The sequence below is a fragment of the Ruminococcus sporogenes genome, assembly GCF_054655175.1.
Genome location: NZ_BAAHOA010000003.1, coordinates 282295 through 301816, shown reverse-complemented (window position 1 = coordinate 301816; position 19522 = coordinate 282295). Strand labels below are relative to the sequence as shown.

The 19522-nt window shown below is 40.6% G+C and carries 20 protein-coding genes; 19 read left to right on the top strand and 1 reads right to left on the bottom strand.

Annotated features, from left to right (window positions below; genetic code table 11):
• The first annotated feature begins 19 nt into the window (after positions 1-19).
• From smc to ACYQ0N_RS11560, 17 genes are all read left to right on the top strand, one after another.
• Positions 20-3586: a chromosome segregation protein SMC gene (gene smc / locus ACYQ0N_RS11640; RefSeq protein ID WP_460162751.1), complete on the top strand. Its 3567-nt coding sequence runs from the start codon at positions 20-22 to the stop codon at positions 3584-3586.
• A 38-nt stretch (positions 3587-3624) separates the two neighbouring features.
• A complete protein-coding gene (gene ftsY / locus ACYQ0N_RS11635; RefSeq protein ID WP_177531704.1) occupies positions 3625-4575 on the top strand; it encodes a signal recognition particle-docking protein FtsY in 951 nt (316 codons plus the stop codon).
• On the top strand, positions 4568-5158 hold the full coding sequence (rdgB, locus tag ACYQ0N_RS11630) for an RdgB/HAM1 family non-canonical purine NTP pyrophosphatase (protein WP_177531703.1): 591 nt from the start codon (positions 4568-4570) through the stop codon (positions 5156-5158). Before ftsY ends, rdgB begins: the two co-directional genes overlap by 8 nt.
• Before the next feature lie 3 nt (positions 5159-5161).
• Positions 5162-5455, top strand: coding sequence for a YhbY family RNA-binding protein (locus ACYQ0N_RS11625; protein WP_177531702.1), 294 nt, complete (start codon positions 5162-5164; stop codon positions 5453-5455).
• A gap of 1 nt (position 5456) precedes the next feature.
• Entirely contained in the window at positions 5457-6050 is a 594-nt protein-coding gene (nadD, locus tag ACYQ0N_RS11620) for a nicotinate (nicotinamide) nucleotide adenylyltransferase (RefSeq protein WP_177531701.1), read from the top strand.
• 28 nt (positions 6051-6078) lie between these two features.
• A complete protein-coding gene (yqeK, locus tag ACYQ0N_RS11615; RefSeq protein ID WP_177531700.1) occupies positions 6079-6672 on the top strand; it encodes a bis(5'-nucleosyl)-tetraphosphatase (symmetrical) YqeK in 594 nt (197 codons plus the stop codon).
• Positions 6672-7988 carry an LCP family protein gene (locus tag ACYQ0N_RS11610; RefSeq protein ID WP_177531699.1) on the top strand — a complete coding sequence of 439 codons (1317 nt, stop codon included), beginning with the start codon at positions 6672-6674 and terminating at the stop codon, positions 7986-7988. Before yqeK ends, ACYQ0N_RS11610 begins: the two co-directional genes overlap by 1 nt.
• Positions 7989-8007: 19 nt before the next feature.
• Entirely contained in the window at positions 8008-8385 is a 378-nt protein-coding gene (gene rsfS, locus ACYQ0N_RS11605; protein ID WP_177531698.1) for a ribosome silencing factor, read from the top strand.
• A complete protein-coding gene (locus ACYQ0N_RS11600; protein WP_460162750.1) occupies positions 8372-8731 on the top strand; it encodes a hypothetical protein in 360 nt (119 codons plus the stop codon). The genes rsfS and ACYQ0N_RS11600 overlap by 14 nt, the downstream gene beginning before the upstream one ends.
• 55 nt (positions 8732-8786) lie before the next feature.
• Entirely contained in the window at positions 8787-11195 is a 2409-nt protein-coding gene (gene leuS, locus ACYQ0N_RS11595; RefSeq protein ID WP_460162749.1) for a leucine--tRNA ligase, read from the top strand.
• 211 nt (positions 11196-11406) lie between these two features.
• Entirely contained in the window at positions 11407-11580 is a 174-nt protein-coding gene (rpsU, locus tag ACYQ0N_RS11590) for a 30S ribosomal protein S21 (RefSeq protein WP_009984057.1), read from the top strand.
• 176 nt (positions 11581-11756) lie between these two features.
• Positions 11757-12245 carry a YqeG family HAD IIIA-type phosphatase gene (locus ACYQ0N_RS11585; protein ID WP_177531695.1) on the top strand — a complete coding sequence of 163 codons (489 nt, stop codon included), beginning with the start codon at positions 11757-11759 and terminating at the stop codon, positions 12243-12245.
• Positions 12246-12288: 43 nt separating this feature from the next.
• Complete coding sequence (locus tag ACYQ0N_RS11580; protein ID WP_177531694.1) at positions 12289-13149, top strand: TIM barrel protein; 861 nt, start codon at positions 12289-12291, stop codon at positions 13147-13149.
• 5 nt (positions 13150-13154) lie between these two features.
• Positions 13155-13592 carry a type II 3-dehydroquinate dehydratase gene (gene aroQ, locus ACYQ0N_RS11575; protein WP_177531693.1) on the top strand — a complete coding sequence of 146 codons (438 nt, stop codon included), beginning with the start codon at positions 13155-13157 and terminating at the stop codon, positions 13590-13592.
• Between the two features lie 4 nt (positions 13593-13596).
• Positions 13597-14658, top strand: coding sequence for a M24 family metallopeptidase (locus ACYQ0N_RS11570; protein ID WP_460162748.1), 1062 nt, complete (start codon positions 13597-13599; stop codon positions 14656-14658).
• A 181-nt stretch (positions 14659-14839) separates the two neighbouring features.
• Positions 14840-15397 (top strand): elongation factor P, encoded by a 558-nt coding sequence (efp, locus tag ACYQ0N_RS11565; RefSeq protein ID WP_177531692.1) that lies wholly within the window; start codon positions 14840-14842, stop codon positions 15395-15397.
• 69 nt (positions 15398-15466) lie between these two features.
• Positions 15467-15925: a CD1247 N-terminal domain-containing protein gene (locus tag ACYQ0N_RS11560; protein WP_460162747.1), complete on the top strand. Its 459-nt coding sequence runs from the start codon at positions 15467-15469 to the stop codon at positions 15923-15925.
• 247 nt (positions 15926-16172) lie between these two features.
• Here the strand turns inward: ACYQ0N_RS11560 and ACYQ0N_RS11555 are convergent, their stop codons facing one another.
• Positions 16173-17711, bottom strand: a complete 1539-nt coding sequence (locus ACYQ0N_RS11555; RefSeq protein ID WP_460162746.1) for an alpha-amylase family glycosyl hydrolase — start codon at positions 17709-17711, stop codon at positions 16173-16175.
• Between the two features lie 137 nt (positions 17712-17848).
• On the opposite strand from ACYQ0N_RS11555, the gene ACYQ0N_RS11550 reads away from it, so the two are divergent.
• Together ACYQ0N_RS11550 and ACYQ0N_RS11545 are read left to right on the top strand one after the other, a co-directional pair.
• On the top strand, positions 17849-18706 hold the full coding sequence (locus ACYQ0N_RS11550; protein ID WP_177531689.1) for an AraC family transcriptional regulator: 858 nt from the start codon (positions 17849-17851) through the stop codon (positions 18704-18706).
• A 146-nt stretch (positions 18707-18852) separates the two neighbouring features.
• Positions 18853-19521 carry an ABC transporter ATP-binding protein gene (locus ACYQ0N_RS11545; RefSeq protein WP_177531688.1) on the top strand — a complete coding sequence of 223 codons (669 nt, stop codon included), beginning with the start codon at positions 18853-18855 and terminating at the stop codon, positions 19519-19521.
• Position 19522 lies beyond the last annotated feature (1 nt).

Sequence of the window (19522 nt, the reverse complement as noted above, 5' to 3'; positions counted from 1 at the left end):
CTAAGGAGCTATTGATTATATGTATTTAAAATCATTGGAGTTACAGGGCTTTAAGTCTTTTCCCGATAAAGTTAAGCTGACCTTTGATAAGGGACTGACTGCGGTTGTCGGCCCCAACGGCAGCGGAAAAAGTAATATCGGCGATTCTATTAGATGGGTTTTGGGGGAGCAGTCTACCAAAACTCTGAGGGGAAATAAGATGGAGGATGTTATTTTTTCCGGTACTGTTGCCAGAAAGCCGGTCGGATTCGCAATGGTAACTTTAACGCTGGATAATTCGGACAGAGCCTTAAACAGTGATGAAAATGAAGTAAGCGTTACCAGAAAGCTTTATAGAAGCGGAGAAAGCGAGTATAGGATTAACGGTAAGGGCGTAAGGCTGAAGGATATAAATGAACTTTTCATGGATACCGGTTTAGGGCGCGACGGATATTCTATTATAGGGCAGGGAAGAATAGCCGAAATCGTAAGCGCGAAAAGTAATGAACGCCGTGATATTTTTGAAGAAGCGGCGGGTATTTCTAAATTCCGGTACAGAAAGACGGAGGCCGAAAGAAAGCTTACGGCGGCTCAGGAAAATCTTCTCAGGCTTAACGATATTGTATTGGAGCTGGAGGGCCGTGTGGAGCCTCTGCGAGTACAGTCGGAAAAGGCTGAAAAATTTCTGGTTTTAGCACAGGAAAGAAAAAAGCTTGAAATATCCGTGTGGGTTCACAGGATAGGAGAGCTTAGAAGCAAGCTTGACGATCTGGAAAACGCTCTTTTGATAAATAAAAACGAATATGAGAATATTCAGAACGATATTGAACGGGAAGAAATTAAAATAAACGAGGGGTACCAAAAGATACAGGAAAGCTCCGTGAAAGTAGAACGGCTCAGGGAGCAGATTTTAGAAGCGGAGAAAAGAGCGTCGCAGTATAAATCAGATATAGCGGTTTTTGAAAACGATATTTCCCATAGCAATACAAGTCTTGATTCTATAAAGGAAAGAAAAATAAGTCTTTCAGAAAATGAAATAAAAAATAAAACGGTTATTGAAAGTAAGCTTAAAGAAATAGAACGTATTATATCGGAATCAAAAATTATTTCAGAAAGATTAAGCGAGGTTGAAAGCGGCTTTGAAGCGGCAAGACTGGAGGATGAGAGCTTAGGAATCAGCTCGGACAGAGCCGGAAATGAAATAAACGGTCTTTATATTAAGCAGAGCGAATACCGTTCCGAGCTTGCGGGAGCGCAGTCTGCCGCTAACGAGGCGCAGGAGCAGCTTGATATAATGTCGGGGCAGGAGAATATTTTAAAAGATCAGGCCGATCAGTATGCCAAGGAAAAGAAAGAAATATCCGAAGGAATAAATGCGGCAAATGAAAAAGCCGAAGAACTGCAAAACAGATTTCAGGGCTTTTCTAACCTTTACAAAGACAAGCAGAGCAGGCTTTTAAAGCGTAAAGGGGAACAGGAGAACCTTAGCCTGGAAATTAAGGAAAAACAGCAGAGAAGAAAGCTGCTAACAGATCTTGAAAATAATATGGAGGGCTTCGCACGGTCCGTAAAGGAAATTATGAGGGCTTCCTCTTCCGGCAGGATTTCAGGTATCAGGGGTACTGTCGCGCAGCTTGTAAGCGTTAAGCAGGAATATGCAACAGCGATTGAAACTGCGTTGGGCGGAGCAATGCAGAATATAATCGTTGAGGACGATACTGCCGCTAAACGCTGTATCAGATTGCTTAAGGAGAATCGTTTTGGACGCGCGACATTTCTGCCAATGACGTCTGTAAAAGGCTATAATCTCAATCAGCCGGAACTTTCCGGAGAGAACGGCTTTGTAGCGCTTGGCAGCGAACTTGTGGATTTTGACAGACAGTATGAAAGGATCGTAAGCTCTCTGCTCGGCAGAACGGCGGTTGCCGAGGATATTGACAGTGCGGCGGTAATAGCTAAAAAGTACGGTTATAAATTTCGTATTGTAACACTGGACGGTCAGATTGTAAATGCCGGAGGTTCGTTTACCGGAGGTTCGGCGGTACATTCGGCAGGCGTATTTTCAAGAAAAAACGAGCTTGATAATTTATCTGTTCAGATTAAAGAACTGAACGAGCGTCTTGAAGACGGCAACGAAAAAATTCATAAGCTAAGCGAAGCCGTTCAGAGGCTTTCTGTACAATTAGATGAGGTCAAGGCGGAGCAGACGGAAATTTTACAGGACAAAATACGATTTGAATCGGAGCTTTCAAGAGCTGCCGCTATGGAAAAGCAGGCGATTGCTCAGCTTTCAGATTATAAAAGTCGATTTGATTCTTTAAAGGAAAGAAAGGATAATTCAGAGATTCTTATCAGACGTTCAAAAGAAAAGCTGAAGGAAATAGAAGTTCTTATTAAAATCTCTGAAGAAAACCTTGCCAGAGATCAGGGAAGAAAGGAAAGTATCAGGAGCAGACGGGAAGAGCTGTCGGCTGAAATGTCGTCTTTAAGAATCAAAAGCGCCGAGCTTGTAAAGGACAGGCAGTCTGCCGAGCGAGAGCTTGAATCGCTGAAGGCCGGAAGCAATGAAGCTATTGAAGGGCTGAAAAAACTTGAAGAAGAAGAAAAACAGCTTGAAGCCTCAATTGAGGAGAAGAAATCCGCTATTTTACAGAGAAAAAATTCCTTCGGGGAAATAAGCGGTCTTGTATCGCAGTATAATAATGATATAAAGACATGGCAGAACGTTCATACTCAGCAGGATATTTATGTTTCTAATCTCAGAAACGGTATAAAGGAGCTGAATACTGCAAAGGAGAAGTATTCCGGTGAAATTTCCAAGACCGAGGAACGAAAAATTTCTGCTCAAAGCGATTATGACGGTTTAATAAATCAGTTATATGAGGTTTATGAAATGACGCGTTCGGAAGCGGAGGAATCGGCGGAAAAAATAACCGACGTTATTTCGGCAAATAAGCGTCTGAATGAAGTTAAAGGAAAAATACGTGCCTTAGGAAATGTAAACGTAGGAGCAATAGAGGAATATAAGGAGGTTTCTGAAAGATATAAATTTCTTTCCGGACAGATAAACGATGTAAAATCGTCGAAGCGTGAGCTTGAAAGGCTTATTGAAGATCTGACGCAGGACATGTGCCGGATATTTGCGGAAAGCTTTGTAATTATCAATAATAATTTTAAAGACATTTTCAGCGAGCTGTTCGGCGGAGGAAAAGCGGAGCTTATACTTACAGATCCGGAAAACGTTCTTGAATCCGGAATTGAAATACGGGTAGCGCCGCCGGGAAAGGTTATCAAAAACCTGATTTCACTTTCTGGCGGAGAGCAGTCGTTTGTGGCAATATGTATTTATTTTGCAATACTTAAGCTGCGTCCGGCGCCTTTTTGCATACTTGATGAGATAGACGCGGCTCTGGACGAGGTAAACGTAAAAAAATATGCGCAGTATCTGAAAAGATTTACTGACAGTACGCAGTTTGTACTTGTAACGCATAGGAGAAGCGCTATGGAGGAGGCTAACGTTCTTTACGGAGTAACAATGCAGGAGGACGGAATTTCCAAGCTTCTGAAAATGGAGCAGGTAGATATTGAAAACGCAGTCGCCCAATAGTATGAAATAATGCTTGATTTTTGAAGGAGGATTGAAATATGGGGTTTTTTAGTAAAATAAAAGACGGACTTCGCAAAACCAAGGAATCAATGGTAAAGAAAATGCAGAAGGTTGTAAATTCCTTTACCAAAATAGACGAGGAGCTTTTTGAGCAGCTTGAGGAAACAATGATAATGAGCGATATGGGAGTTGAAACCTCTGTACAGATATGTGAAGAACTAAGAAAACGCATTAAGGAACAGGGAATAACCGATCCGTCTGTTATCATGGATATGATTCAGGAAATCGTTTTTGAAATGATGGGCGAGGATATCGGTTTGGATCTTTCTAAGGCTCCTTCTGTAATAATGGTCATAGGAGTAAACGGAGCGGGTAAAACAACGACTATCGGCAAGCTCTGCCATACTATGAAAAACGAGGGCAAAAAGGTTATAGTAGCCGCTGCGGATACTTTCCGTGCCGCGGCTATTGATCAGCTTGAAGTCTGGACGGAGCGCGCGGGAGCGGAGCTTGTCAAGCATGCTGAGGGCTCGGATCCTGCCTCGGTTGTTTTTGACGGAATTGCAGCCGCAAAGGCAAGGGGCTGCGACGTACTTATATGCGATACAGCAGGGAGACTTCATAATAAGAAAAATCTGATGGAAGAGCTTGCAAAAATGAACAGGATTATCGAACGTGAAGCCCCCGAAAGTTCCAGAGAGGTGCTGCTGGTGCTTGATGCGACAACCGGTCAGAACGCTGTAAATCAAGCCAGATTATTCAGCGAGGTTGCTCCTATAAGCGGTATAGTTCTGACCAAGCTTGACGGAACGGCTAAGGGCGGTATTGTAATATCAATTAAAAATGAGCTTGGAATACCTGTAAAGTTAATTGGAGTAGGCGAAAAAATAGACGATCTTCAGCCATTTAACAGTCACGATTTTGTAAAAGCGTTATTTGAGCCTATTACCGACGGCAGTGGAGAGCCGGAGGAGAATGAAAATGAATAAAAAAATTATACTTGCAAGCAATAATAAGGGTAAAATAAAGGAATTATCTGATATATTAGCTCCAATCGGATATGAAGTTATCTCTCAAAGAGAGGCCGGTATTGATATAGAGGTTGAAGAAACAGGATCGTCGTTCAGTGAAAATGCAGGACTGAAGGCAAAAGCCGTTTATGAACGCTGCAAAGCTCCGGTTATTGCTGATGACAGCGGTCTTGAGGTTGATTTCTTAAACGGCGCTCCCGGCGTATATTCTCACAGATACGCCGGAGAAAACGCTTCGGACAGCGACAGGTGCGCTAAGCTGCTTAATGAGTTAGAGGGAATTTCCGAGAAGGACAGAGGCGCGCAGTTTGTATGCGTGATATGCTATATAGATGAAAGCGGCGCGGAGCATTATATAAGAGGAGAATGCAGAGGTAAAATCGGATATATTCCATTGGGTGAAAACGGTTTCGGTTATGATCCGGTTTTTATTTACGGAGATAAATCGTTTGCACAGATATCCGCAGATGAAAAAAATAAAATAAGTCACAGAGCAAAGGCTGTTGAAGGACTTTGCAGATTGTTAAACGGAAAGGACTAATTTATGTTGAACAGTAAACAGAGAGCTGCTCTTAGAGGAATAGCCGGAACGATGGATACTATATTTCAGGTGGGCAAGGGCGGTATCAACGAAGCTCTTATTTCTCAGGTGAGCGACGCATTGAGAAAAAGAGAGCTAATCAAGCTCAGAGTGCTTGATAACAGCGCATATACGTCAAGGGAAGCGGCGGAGGAAATAGCGGAAAAAACCGGAGCCGATGTAGTACAGGTCATAGGAAACCGTTTTGTGATTTTTAAGAGAAATCCTAAAGAGCCGGTGATCGACATAAAGCTTTGATATGAAAACAGGTTTATTTGGAGGCAGCTTTAACCCTATCCATAACGGTCATATAAATCTTGCGGTCAGCGTTAAGGAATCGCTTGGTCTTGACAGAGTTATTCTTATTCCGTCCGGGACCGCTCCCCACAAATCCAGCGCGGAGTATGCAGCAGCAAAGGACAGATTGGAAATGTGCCGCTTAGCATGCAGCGGTATCAGCGGACTTGAAGTGAGCGATTATGAAATTAATAAATCCGGCAAAAGCTATACTATTTACACTGTAGAGCATTTCAGAAAGGAATATCCTGAAGACGAGCTTTACTGGCTGGTGGGAAGCGACATGCTTTTGAGCTTTGAAACTTGGTTCAGATACCGCGAAATTCTTAAAAATACGTCTGTAGCGGCAATTTCCCGTACAGGCGACGATATTAATGAATTGTTGAAAATGTCTGATAAGCTGTCAGAATACGGAAAATGTATTGTGATAAATGCCGACGTCATTACAATTTCTTCAACAGAATTGCGTAAAATGATAAAAAATAATTGTGATTTATCTTGCTATTTGAACGGAAAAGTAGTAAAATATATAATACTGAAAAATTTATATAAGTAAGTCTGGGCTTTATCAAGGAGTATTATAAATGTTTGATGTTGACGGTATAAAAACTCTTTTGCACAGTCGTCTGTCTAAAAAGAGGTATAATCATTCTTTGAATGTTGCCGCAGAGGCGCGTAAGCTTGCATTCAGATACGGAGTCGATCCTGACCGTGCGTACGCCGCGGGTCTTTTGCATGATATATGCAAGGAAGAAGATAACGGCGAGCTTAAAAGGCTTATGCTCAATTGCGGTAATATCACAAATGCGGAGCTTGCTTCAAAGCCTCTCTGGCATGCTCCGGCAGGCTCTTTTTATATACAGGAGAGTTTGGGCGTCGCGGACAGAGATATAATAAACGCCGTCAGATTTCATACAATCGGCAGAGCGGGAATGTCCGAGCTTGAGGAAATAACCTATCTTGCAGATCTTATTTCTAAGGACAGGGATTATAAAGACGTTGAAAAAATGAGAAAGCTGGCATATTCTGATTTTTACAAGGCTATGCTTGAGGCGGTCGGATTTTCCGTTTCAAGCGTGGTGAAGAAGCACGGTTATATTCCTGAATACTCGATTGAAGCTTATAATCAGTATAATTATTTATACCTAATCCGTAAGAAAAATAAGGAGAAAAAGTAATGGCAAACAAGATTAGTAGTAGCAAAAATAATAACGCAAAGGTTTCTGGGAAAAAGAAAAGAAAATCCTCTGTTCAGGAAAAAATTATTATTGCTGTTTCAATTATCGTCGGAATAATCATTATAGCCGTTATGGTGTTGAATATACCGATTATCGCAGTTTCAAAGACTGACAAAAGCGGCGGTACATACACCGAATATATTTCAATAATTAATTGGGTAAAATCACGTAGGCCTATGGTAGGCGTCGAGGGAGAGCTTTCAAAAGATACGAACAGCTATGAACTTAATAGTAACGCGGGAGAAATAGACGATAAGAGAGATTTTACAAACGACCAGATAATAGAAGGACAGTTTACGGTTTTGTGTCTTGGATTCGACGAAACACGCTCTAATTCAGACGTTATCATGCTTTTCCATTTTGATATAATAAACGACAAAATCAATATACTACAGATACCGCGCGACAGTTTCGTTCCGGATTTCACTAACAGTGAAACCGGCAAGATAAACAGTGTTTATACCCTCGGAGACGAAAATCTTATACCTATCCAGAGAGTGGTTGACGCTGTAAGAGATACGTTCGGAATACCGATAGACAGGTATATAACCACCGGATGCGACGATATTGTTGATATGGTCGATATTATAGGCGGTATTCCCATAAATTTACCGGAGCAGGTAATATATTCATACGATAAGGTGCTGTATCCTGGTGAACAGGTTTTAAACGGCGAGCAGGCGGAGCTTTTCGTTCGTGCCAGAAAGGGCTATAACGAGGGAGATATAGGACGAGTTAAGGCTCAGAGAATATTTCTTGCAGCGGCAATGGAAAAGGCGCTGGATTTAGGTCCTATCCAATTGACTAAATTTCTGACTGAGGTGTATAATAAAGGATATATCGGAACTGACCTGACTCTCCAGGAAATGAGCATACTTTCGGATTTCGGGAGCAGCATTGATCTTGATGATGTAACGGTTCACATGGTTCCGGGAGAGGCGACGTATTACGGAGATTATTCAGTATGGTCGATTCATAAAAACGCGACCATAGATGTGATTAATGAATATTTCAGACCGTATCAGCCCGAGCTTTCCTATGATTCGCTTTCGATTACCGAGCTTATTGAATCGGATTATTACAATACGGATATTTATGATGAAAATCAGGATACCTTGCAGGAAATAGCCGACGGCGCTACTCCGGGTGAAAGCAAGAAAACCACCGAGCCGATTACCGAGTCGGTATACGGCAGCGACGATGTATATAATGACGGATACGATAATTATGACAGCTATGATAATTACGGCTATTAATTAAAAAAGGAGAGAATATATGACTCAGGATGAAATGCTTAGAACAATCATAAAAACTCTTGATAATAAAAAGGCGGAGAGTATTAAGGCTATAAAGATTACTGATCTGACGATTTTGGCGGATTATTTTGTTATAGCAAACGGTACGAGTACAACTCATACCAAAACGCTTGCCGAGGAAGTTGAATATCAGCTTTCTCAGAACGGTGTAGAGCCTAACAGAACAGAAGGCTATAACGGTTCAAGCTGGGTTATTCTTGATTACGGGGATATAGTTGTGCATGTTTTCTATAAGGAAACAAGAGATTACTATCAGCTTGAGAGACTGTGGGCTGACGGAGAAAAAATTGATATTGAGAGATTTCTGACGGAGGGTGATCAGATTGAAGACAAATAACCGGCAGGGCAGAAGTATTGCTCTTATTGTAGGTGTTTATTTTATTGCAAAGTCGGTTCTGAACCTGATTTTAGGAGGCTCGGTTTTAGACGTTATTATAGCTGCCGCGGAAGCCGCCCTGCTTTATACAGGTCTTATGTATGTGAATTACATTATTGCGGTTGTTGTGCTTTTAATTGTTTTAAAAAATCTAAAAAATAATATAACGAATTTCAGTGACAACTGGCTTTATCTGATCGAGGGTATAGTTGATACGATATGCGCCGTTATCATCTGCTTCAGCTCAAATGTAAAAAAACACTTCACTAATAAATGGTCCGGTTTTTTCAGCGGCAACGGAAAATAGCCGCCGCTTTTTCTTGCATAGGTTTGATACTACTATAAGAAGAGGAATGATATAAATGAGTGAAAAATATAACTTTACCGCCATTGAGAAAAAATGGCAGCAGTATTGGGACGAGCATAATACCTTCAGGGCGGGAACCGATTATTCTAAACCCAAGTTTTATGCGCTTGTTGAATTCCCCTATCCATCAGGTCAGGGACTTCATATAGGTCATCCGCGCCCTTATACGGCTATGGATATAGTTTCAAGAAAAAGACGTCTTGAGGGATATAACGTCCTCTTTCCTATGGGCTGGGACGCCTTTGGTCTGCCGACTGAAAACTACGCCATAAAGAATAAGATACATCCGGCTGTGGTAACAAAGAAAAACATTGCTCATTTCAAGGATCAGCTTAAAATGCTGGGACTTTCATTCGACTGGGAAAGAGAAGTTGATACCACCGATCCCGAATATTACAGATGGACTCAGTGGATATTTTTAGAGATGTTTAAAAAGGGGCTTGCCTATAAAAAGGAAATGGCTGTAAACTGGTGTACCTCATGCAAGGTTGTTCTTGCCAACGAGGAGGTCGTAGGCGGATGCTGTGAACGATGCGGCGGAGAGGTAATCAGAAAAGTAAAGTCGCAGTGGATGCTTAAAATTACCGAGTATGCTCAGCGCCTGCTGGACGATCTGTCAGAGGTGAATTATCTTGACAGAATAAAATCAACACAGATAAACTGGATAGGACGTTCTACCGGAGCCGAGGTTAATTTCGGATCAACTGCCGGCGATATATTGACTGTTTATACGACAAGACCTGATACGCTTTTCGGCGCTACATATATGGTTATTGCTCCCGAACATCCTTATATAGAAAAATGGGCGGACAGGCTTGAAAATATAGAAGAAATTAAAGCTTATCAGGAAAAAGCTGCTAAAAAATCAGATTTTGACAGAACGGAAATGAACAAGGACAAAACCGGAGTTGAGCTTAAAGGAGTAAAGGGCGTTAATCCGGTAAACGGTAAGGAAATTCCTATATTTATTTCAGATTATGTTCTTATGACTTATGGAACAGGAGCAATTATGGCTGTTCCTGCGCATGATACCCGAGATTATGAGTTTGCAAAGGTTTTCGGTCTTCCTATTATTGAAGTTGTCAAGGGCGGTGATATTGAAAAGGAAGCGTTTACCGATTGTGCAACGGGAATTATGACAAACAGCGGTTTTCTTGACGGTCTTACCGTGGAGGAGGCTAAGGTAAAAATAAAGGAATGGCTTGAGGAAAACGGCAAAGGTCATTCAAAGGTTAATTATAAGCTGCGTGACTGGGTATTCTCACGTCAGCGTTATTGGGGCGAGCCTATTCCGGTAGTTCATTGTGAAAAATGCGGATGGGTAGCGGTTCCGGAGGATCAGCTTCCTTTAGCTCTGCCTGATGTAGGCAGCTATATGCCTACGGATAATGGTGAAAGTCCGCTTTCAACTCTTGAAAGCTTTATAAATACTACTTGTCCTCACTGCGGCGGACCTGCAAAGAGGGAAACTGATACAATGCCTCAGTGGGCGGGTTCATCATGGTATTATCTCAGGTACTGTGATCCTAAAAATAAAGAACGTCTTGCTTCTAAGGAGGCTCTTGACTACTGGATGCCTGTGGATTGGTATAACGGCGGTATGGAGCATACTACGCTGCATTTGCTTTATTCAAGATTCTGGCATAAGTTCTTATATGATATAGGCGTAACAACTACAAAGGAACCATATATGAAGCGTACCTCGCATGGTATGATATTGGGCGAGGACGGACAGAAAATGTCCAAATCAAGAGGCAACGTCATTAATCCCGACGATGTTGTCAAGGAATACGGGGCCGATACGCTTCGGCTTTATGAAATGTTTATCGGAGATTTTGAGAAAACAGCTCCGTGGAGCCCGTCAAGCATTAAAGGCTGTAAGAGATTCCTCGACAAAGTGTGGGCGCTTCAGGAGTGTCTTATCGAAGGCGATGAATTCAGAAAAGAGCTTGTATCCGCATTCCATAAGACAATTAAAAAGGTAACTGAAGATATTGAAAGTCTGAAGTTCAATACGGCAATTGCCGCAATGATGGCTTTGCTTAACGATATAAATTCAACCGGTAAGATTAACCGCGCTGAACTGAAAACACTTCTTTTACTGCTGAATCCGTTTGCTCCTCACATTACTGAGGAAATGTATCTTAATAGTTTCGGAGAAATTCTGAACGAACAGCCGTGGCCGGAATATGATGAAAAGCTTTGCGTTGAGGATACGGTAGAGATAGTTTTGCAGGTCAACGGCAGGATTAAGGCTAAGATGAATGTTGTCAAGGACGGAGATAAAGAAGCTGTTTTATCAGATGCGCTGAAAGACGAAAGGATTCGGGAGTCGGTTGACGGTAAATCAATTATTAAACAGATATATGTACCAAATAAACTTATAAATTTTGTTGTAAAGTAACAAATTTTAACTTTCCATAAATAAAAGCTTGACAATAATAGCAATTTATGATAAAATGAATAATAAGTTACAAGTAAATCTGCTGTTGCAGCAAAACAAGGTTTGAAAAGCTGACATTTCCGCTGTTTCTGCGGAATGATTAGTATATATTTAGAAGCAGAGAAGTTTGCATCTAAAAACCTCTGTCTTTGAGGCAAAGGGAGGGAAAACAGTGGCAGAAGTTCGCGTTGGTAAGAACGAATCATTAGACACGGCTCTTAAGCGTTTTAAGAGATCCTGTGCTAAGGACGGCGTTATTGCTGAAGTTCGTAAAAGAGAACATTACGAAAAGCCTTCAGTTAAACGTAAGAAGAAGTCTGAGGCAGCTCGTAAGCGTAAATATTGATCAGTATTAACGATTGCGTTGCAATCTTGGTGCAAAGAGAAAAAAGCGGGCGAAAGCTCGCTTTTTTGTTTTTACCGTACTTATTTATTTTCTTAAATTCGACATGACTTTTGTGTATAATTATATCAGGGGATAGCCGTTTAAACGGCTATCCTTAGGCGAAAGGAACAGAAGATATGCTTTTTAAAGCGGATTTTGCTTTCAGGCGCGTGAACGATATTACGCCTGAATTTCTTTTTAAAAATAATATAAAAGGACTTTTACTTGATCTTGACAATACTCTTACAACCCATGATAATCCTGTTCCCGGTAAAGGCGTCGAGGAGTGGCTGAAGGAAATGAAAAGCTTCGGTATAAAGTTAATTATAGTATCCAACAATCATCCGGAAAGAGTAAAGCCTTTTGCGGACATGCTGGGGCTTAATTTTATAAGCGAGGGAAAAAAACCGTTATCAAGCGGCTTCAACCGGGCTCAGGTGAAATTGGGGATACCCTTTTCACAGCTTGCGGTTGTAGGCGACCAGATTTTTACGGATATGCTTGGGGCAAATCTTAAAAATATCAGAGGAATTTTTGTTTTCCCTATTGAGCATGAGAAAACAAGATTTTTCAAGCTTAAAAGATGGGCTGAAAAACCGTTTCTGCCGAAGCTTCAAAATAAATAATACAGACTTACTATAAATTAAAAATGGAGGAAAAATAGTTATTATGTCAGCTAAATTCGGACCTGCGGGAAACTCGGACAGCTTTTCCGCTAAATATAAATCAACTGCGGACGCTCCGTCATATCTTAAGGAACTTGGGCTTGACTGGTATGAATATCAGTGCGGGCGCGGAGTAAGGGTGAGCGATAAGACGGCGCAGACTGTTCGTTCAGCAGCGGAGCGAAACGGTATTGGACTTTCTATTCATGCTCCGTATTTTATATCTCTTTCTTCAGTTGAGGAAGAAAAACGTGAAAACAGTATAAAATACATATTACAAAGCTGCGACGCGGCAATGCGTATGGGTGCGGACAGAATAGTAATTCACAGCGGTTCGTGTTCAAAAATAAGTCGTGAGGAAGCGCTTGAGCTTGCTAAGGAAACGCTAATTAAAGCAAGAAAACAGGCTGTTGAACAGGGCTTTGAGGCTATACACTTTTGTCCCGAAACAATGGGAAAGGTAAACCAGCTTGGAACGCTTGAGGAAGTATTAGAGCTTTGTAAACTGGACGAAACTTTTATTCCCTGCATAGATTTCGGGCACCTGAACGCTAGAACCTTCGGCGGAATTAAAACAGCCTCAGATTATGAAGCTATGATTGTCAAGGTTGCCGACGCCATAGGTGAGGACAGGCTTAAGATGTTTCATAGTCACTTTTCTAAAATTATGTATACAAACCCCGGAGGAGAAAAAAAGCATTTGACGTTTGAGGATAAGGAATATGGACCGGATTTTGAACCATTGATGGAAATTATTTCAAGGAAAAATCTTTCTCCGGTATTTATCTGCGAAAGCGCCGGAACTCAGGCAGAGGACGCATTGACTATGAAACAATGCTATACGGGTTTTAATCAGAAAGGATAATGACAATGAAAAAGATACTTGTTATAAACGGTCCGAATCTTAATCTTCTCGGTGAAAGAGAGCCGGGAATTTACGGAACCGACGGATATTCTGAGCTAAGCGCCGCCGTTATGGATAAGGCGGACGAGCTGAATGTCAAATGTGAAATATTTCAATCAAATCACGAGGGCGCGATCATAGACAGACTTCATTCGGCACGGTCATATGACGGAGTTGTTCTGAACGCCGGAGCATATACCCATTACAGCTATGCTATCCGCGACGCTATATCGGCGATAAATATACCGGTTATTGAAGTACATATAAGCAACGTGTTTGCCAGGGACGAATTCAGAAAGAATTCAGTGATAGCTCCCGTATGCAAGGGAAGCGTATCAGGATTCGGTTTCGGAAGTTATCTTATGGCAATGGACGCGCTTGTAAAGTATTCTCAGGAGGCGTAAAAGATTGAATAGGATCGAAATGCTAAGCTTGCCTGATAACGCAGACTGTGCGATGATAACATCGGATACAAGCCGCCGGTATTTTACCGGTATGAAATCATCGGCGGGAATTATTTTGATTTTCAGGGACTGCGCCTATCTGCTGATTGATTTCAGGTATGTTGAAAAGGCAAGAAATACGGTTAAATGCTGTAGAGTGATTGAACAGGAAAATCTTAAGGAACAGATAACGCAGCTTATGAAAAAGCATAACGCTCACAGTATAGCCGTAGAGGCCGCAGATATGACTTTAAGCCAGATAGCTTTTTATGAGAAAAAATTTCCTGAATTTGATTTTATAAAAGATAATGAATTGAGCGATAATATAACTGTAATGAGATCGGTTAAAAGTTCAGACGAGATTGAGAAAATCAAGAGTGCGCAGAAAATTGCGGAAAAGGCTTTTGACGAAATTCTTAATTTTATAAAGCCGGGCGTAACAGAGCGTGAAATTTCTCTGGCTCTTGACGGTCAAATGCTGAAAAACGGCGCGGAAGCCCTGTCCTTTGAAACTATAGCGTTATGCGGAAGCAATACGTCCATGCCTCACGGCGTACCGTCAGAAACAGCAGTGAAAAACGGTAATTTTGTTCTTATGGATTTCGGAGCGGTCTATGACGGATACCACAGCGATATGACAAGAACAGTGTGCGTAGGTGAACCGTCTGAAAAGATGGTCAGGGTTTACGACGTGGTTTATGAAGCGCAGCTTAAAGCTCTTGCGACTGTAAGAGCTGGAATTACCGGATCGGAACTCGATCTTTCGGCAAGAAGGTTTATAGAGGACGCAGGCTTTGGAGAATGTTTCGGTCATTCGCTCGGTCACGGGGTTGGTATGGAAATACACGAGCATCCGGCTGCTTCGTCTAAATCTGAGGATTTATTGTCGGAAAATATGATAGTAACGATTGAACCGGGAATTTATTTGCCGGGTGAATTTGGAGTCAGAATAGAGGATTTCGTTGTTGTAACTGAAAAGTCATGTGAAAATTTAACAAAATGCCCTAAAAAAATGATAATTTTATAAAAGGGTATTGCAAAAAAATGAAATTTGTAGTACAATAAATTGTAAGTTATTATTATAAGCTTTTTTGGCATATTGTTTATTAATAGACAATTTTTGCTGCTTATTTCTTAAATTTCGGCGTACCGTCAGCCGCAAGGACGGTAACCGCTTTTTAGCTATTAAGCGGTGAATGGAGAGTTATATGATTTCAGCAGGCGAATTCAGAAATGGCGTTACATTTGAATTAGACGGAAACGTTGTTCAGGTTATAGAATTTCAGCATGTAAAACCCGGCAAGGGCGCCGCTTTCGTAAGAACCAAATTTAAAAATGTTATCACAGGCGCTGTTGTCGAGCGTTCATTTAATCCGACAGATAAATATCCGACGGCTTTCATTGAAAGAAAGGACATGCAGTATTCCTATAACGACGGTCAGCTTTATTATTTTATGGATACCGAAACTTATGAGCAGGTTCCGATCGGCGAGGATGTACTTGGAGATAATTTTAAGTTTGTCAAGGAAGAAATGATCTGTAAGATCTGCTCCTACAAGGGTAACGTATTTGCTGTTGAGCCTCCGACGTTTGTAGAGCTTGAGATTACTGAAACAGAGCCCGGAATAAAGGGTGATACTGCTACAAACGCTACAAAGCCTGCAACTCTTGAAACAGGTGCGGAGATAAGAGTTCCGCTTTTCATTAATGAAGGAGATAGAGTTCGCATCGATACAAGAACGGGCGAATACATGGAAAGAGCATAATTTTATTAAAATCGGCGTGCCGCCGCCTAAAATGCGGCAGGTTATTTTGAGCTGTGAAAGGAGATTCTTATGAAGCTTACTGAAAAAATGTCATATTTAAAGGGCTTGCTTGACGGTATGGAAATTGATACCACCACAAAAGAGGGTAAGGCTCTTGTGAAAATGACAGAGGTTATGCAGGAAATGGTCAACTGTGTTGACGATCTTCAGGCGCAGGTAGACGAGCTTTCTGAGCTTTGTGATATTCTGGATTCGGATTTAGGCGAGGTTGAAGAAGATCTGTATGACTTTGACGACTGCGGCTGCGATTGCGAATGTGACTGCGAAGATGAAGACGAAGATTATGACTTTGATAATGATGAGCTTTATGAGGTTTGTTGTCCTGAATGCGGAGATACTGTGATTCTGGACGAGTATATGCTCGAAGAAGGCTCAATTGATTGTCCCAACTGCGGTTCATGTCTCGAATTTGATTTTGATGATATTGAGCTTGCGGCTGAATCAGAGGAAGCAGAAACGAAAGAATAAATATTTATTTAAAAACGCCTCAATTGAGGCGTTTTATTTATTGTGCAACAATTGACAAACCCGTCCATATGTTCAAATAAATGATTTTTCCATTTTCACCGAACTTATCGTATTTTTACTTTTACTGTCCTTGCGTGGACGATTTTAACAAGCAGATCGTCAACGCAATCCGTTTGAAGTTCAGCGCACCATCATAATTAATAAAAAGGATTGCCTATTCATTAGCAATCCTTTTTTCAGAATATTTTTAAATTAAATAAAATCCTGCTGATGTCCCCGGAACAGATATTGTTCCGTTGTCGCTTGTTATTTCTTCTCCAAAGTAATAAACGGTATTTTTGAGAGTTAAGTTACAATTAAAATCTTGTTTATTATTGGAGGGATTTAAAATAACAAGAATTTTTTCATTTTCAAAGCTCCTTATATATGCAAACGGATATTTATGTTTCTCAGCACAAATAAATTCTATTTCACCCTTGCTTTGCAGAGATTTATATGACTTCCTGATTTTAATGAGTTTTTTAATTTCATTATATAACGAATTATCGTCTGCTTTCTGTTGTTCAACTGTAGGACGCTCTTTTGATATATCAACGGGAATATAAAGCTTCTCCGACGGCGCGCAACTGAATCCGGCATTAGTAGAATTATCCCACTGCATAGGGGAGCGCGAACCTGTTCTGTCGTATCCTCCTTCAACAGATTCCAGATTATCAATATATTTCATGCCGATTTCATCGCCGTAATAAATAAACGGGGCTCCCGGCATAGATAATAAAAAGGCAAATGCTATTTTTAATTCATTTTCATTCAGACGTTTTGCAAGCCTGTCCATATCGTGATTTCCCGACGGAATGCAAATCAGACCTTTTCTTTGAGATTTTTCATAGCTTTCTTTATATTTATTTACAAATTCTGATATATCGCCTTTTCCCCTGATTGAAAAGTATGGCTCATCACATCTGAATAAATCATTATAATGTGACGGTCCAAAATGGAGCAGAAAATCCATATGAAAACCGCCCAGCAGGGATTTATCAGGCTCGCCCCATTCGGAAACCATTGCCGCGTCTGGAAATTCACGGTCAAGGAATTCTCTTACATTTTGCCAGAGCTTTATCGTTCCCTTACCCTCCTCATCATTTTTTACCAATGATCCGGCCATATCCACACGGAATCCGTCGCACCCCATATTAAGCCAAAAACGCATTACGTCTTTCATTGCCTCAAGGGTATTGCGCGGACCTTTATCGTCCATAGACTGCTGCCACGGGCGGTCTATTTTGTAGAATCCGTAATTAAGCGCCGGCTGATGAGAAAAGAAATTAACAACACAGGAACCGTCTCTGTCAGATATTCCTCGTATACAACCCATTCCTTCAGGCTCTTCCCATATACTGTCTGTCCATATATAGCGATCGCTGTATTCGTTGCGCTTGGCTTTCATTGATTCCTTGAACCATTTATGCTCTACTGACGTATGACCGGGAACAAGATCCAGAAGAACATGCATATTGCGTTTATGAGCTTCGGTAAAGATCCGCTTTAGATCCTCGTTAGTTCCGTATCTGGGGGCTGCAGAGCAATAATCTGACACGTCGTAGCCGGCGTCTCCGAAAGGTGATTCAAAGCACGGATTAATCCATAGGGCGTTACAGCCAAGTTCATTGATGTAATCCAGTTTTTCTATAATTCCTTGAAAGTCGCCGATTCCGTCTGCATTAGAATCCTTGAAGGATTGAGGGTAAATTTCATAAAATATTGCATTATCAAGCCATTTTGACATATAAACGCACTCCTTTTTGATTTATGAATATGTATTGACCGTTTTGCTTATATATGATATAATACTACTTATTAAGCTTAAGTTCTACTGTTATAGTATCGAATTATGATACTATAATATTTCGGGAGATTAATAAGATGGAATCCATTGAAGAAAAAAGACGGCATAGTTCAATTCTTGTTCCGTATAGCTATTATAAATGCATTATACCGGATTACTTTTTGTATGTTCCGTTACATTGGCATTCTGAATTTGAAATAAATATTATAATAAGCGGTACCGGTGACTTTAAATGCGGAACCAGTCTGATAAAAGCTAAACCCGGCGATATAATTATAATACGTCCTAATATGATTCATTCCATATATCCTAATGATAGTAAGCTGATTTATGATACTGTTGTTTTTAATCAAAGTATGCTGGGAAGCTTAGACGATAGAAGCGGCTCTGAGCTTATACGTCCATTAATATTGGGATATGATGAAATTGATTTGCCGATATCTATAGCTTATCCGGGCTATAATAAAATCAGGAAATCTTTATCATGTATTATTTCCTGTTCCGTAGAAAATAATACAAAATCTGACCTTATATTGAAGAGCGAGCTATTGAAATTGTTTTGGTTATTAATTGAAAATGAATGTACTCATCATTTATGTAAAAGAAATATTGTCGGAAATGATAGCATACGTCGTGTTCTTGAATATATAAGGGAGAGTTTTAACGAAAATATAACAATTGAACAGCTCGCGGATATAGCGCATTTGAGTAAAAGCTGTTTCATGAGCAAGTTTAAGCACGCGGCGGGTATGGGCGCAATAGAATATATTAATCGACTAAGGATAAAATCAGTATGTGAAATGCTTGCAGATACTGATATGACAGCTTCCGAGGCGGCGTTTAAAAGCGGTTTTAATAATATTTCAAACTTTAACAGGATATTTAAAAAGACGATGGGCTGTACGCCCCTTGAATATAGGAAAACTTTAAGATAAATAATCAAATAAGCTGCCGCTATATACGGCGGTTTATTTTTTTGCTGCTTATCTTATTATTTAATGAAATTTTCAGAAAAAACGTAATAAGAATGTAAGAAGTACATGATATAATAAAAGCATCAAAGGAAAGGAGATTTATTATAATGAGTATTCTGACTGCAGAAAAGCTTTGCAAGATATATGGGACAGGGGAAAGCGAGGTAAAGGCGCTTGATAATGTATCTGTAAATATTGAGGACGGTGAATTTGTTTCTATTATAGGAACCTCCGGCAGCGGCAAATCAACGCTTTTAAATATGCTGGGAGGTCTTGACAGACCTACTTCGGGTAATGTTGAGGTTTCAGGTAAAAAAATATTTAAAATGAACGACGAGGAGCTTACAATATTCAGAAGAAGAAATATAGGTTTTGTATTTCAAAACTACAATCTTGTGCCGGTTCTGAATGTATATGAAAATATTGTATTGCCTATTGAGCTTGACGGCTCGGAGATTGATAAAAATTATGTTGATACGATAATAAAAACTCTCGGACTTGATAAGAAACTCAAGGCAATGCCAAACCAGCTTTCAGGCGGGCAGCAGCAGAGAGTTGCAATAGCCCGCGCTCTTTCATCGAAGCCAGCGATAATACTTGCAGATGAGCCGACCGGTAATCTTGACAGTAAAACAGGCATGGACGTTATATCGCTTCTTAAAGTTACGAGCAGAGAATTTAATCAGACAATAGTTATGATAACGCATAATGAGGAAATCGCCCTTATGGCTGACCGTATGATACGCATTGAGGACGGAAAAGTGGAATTGGGGTGAT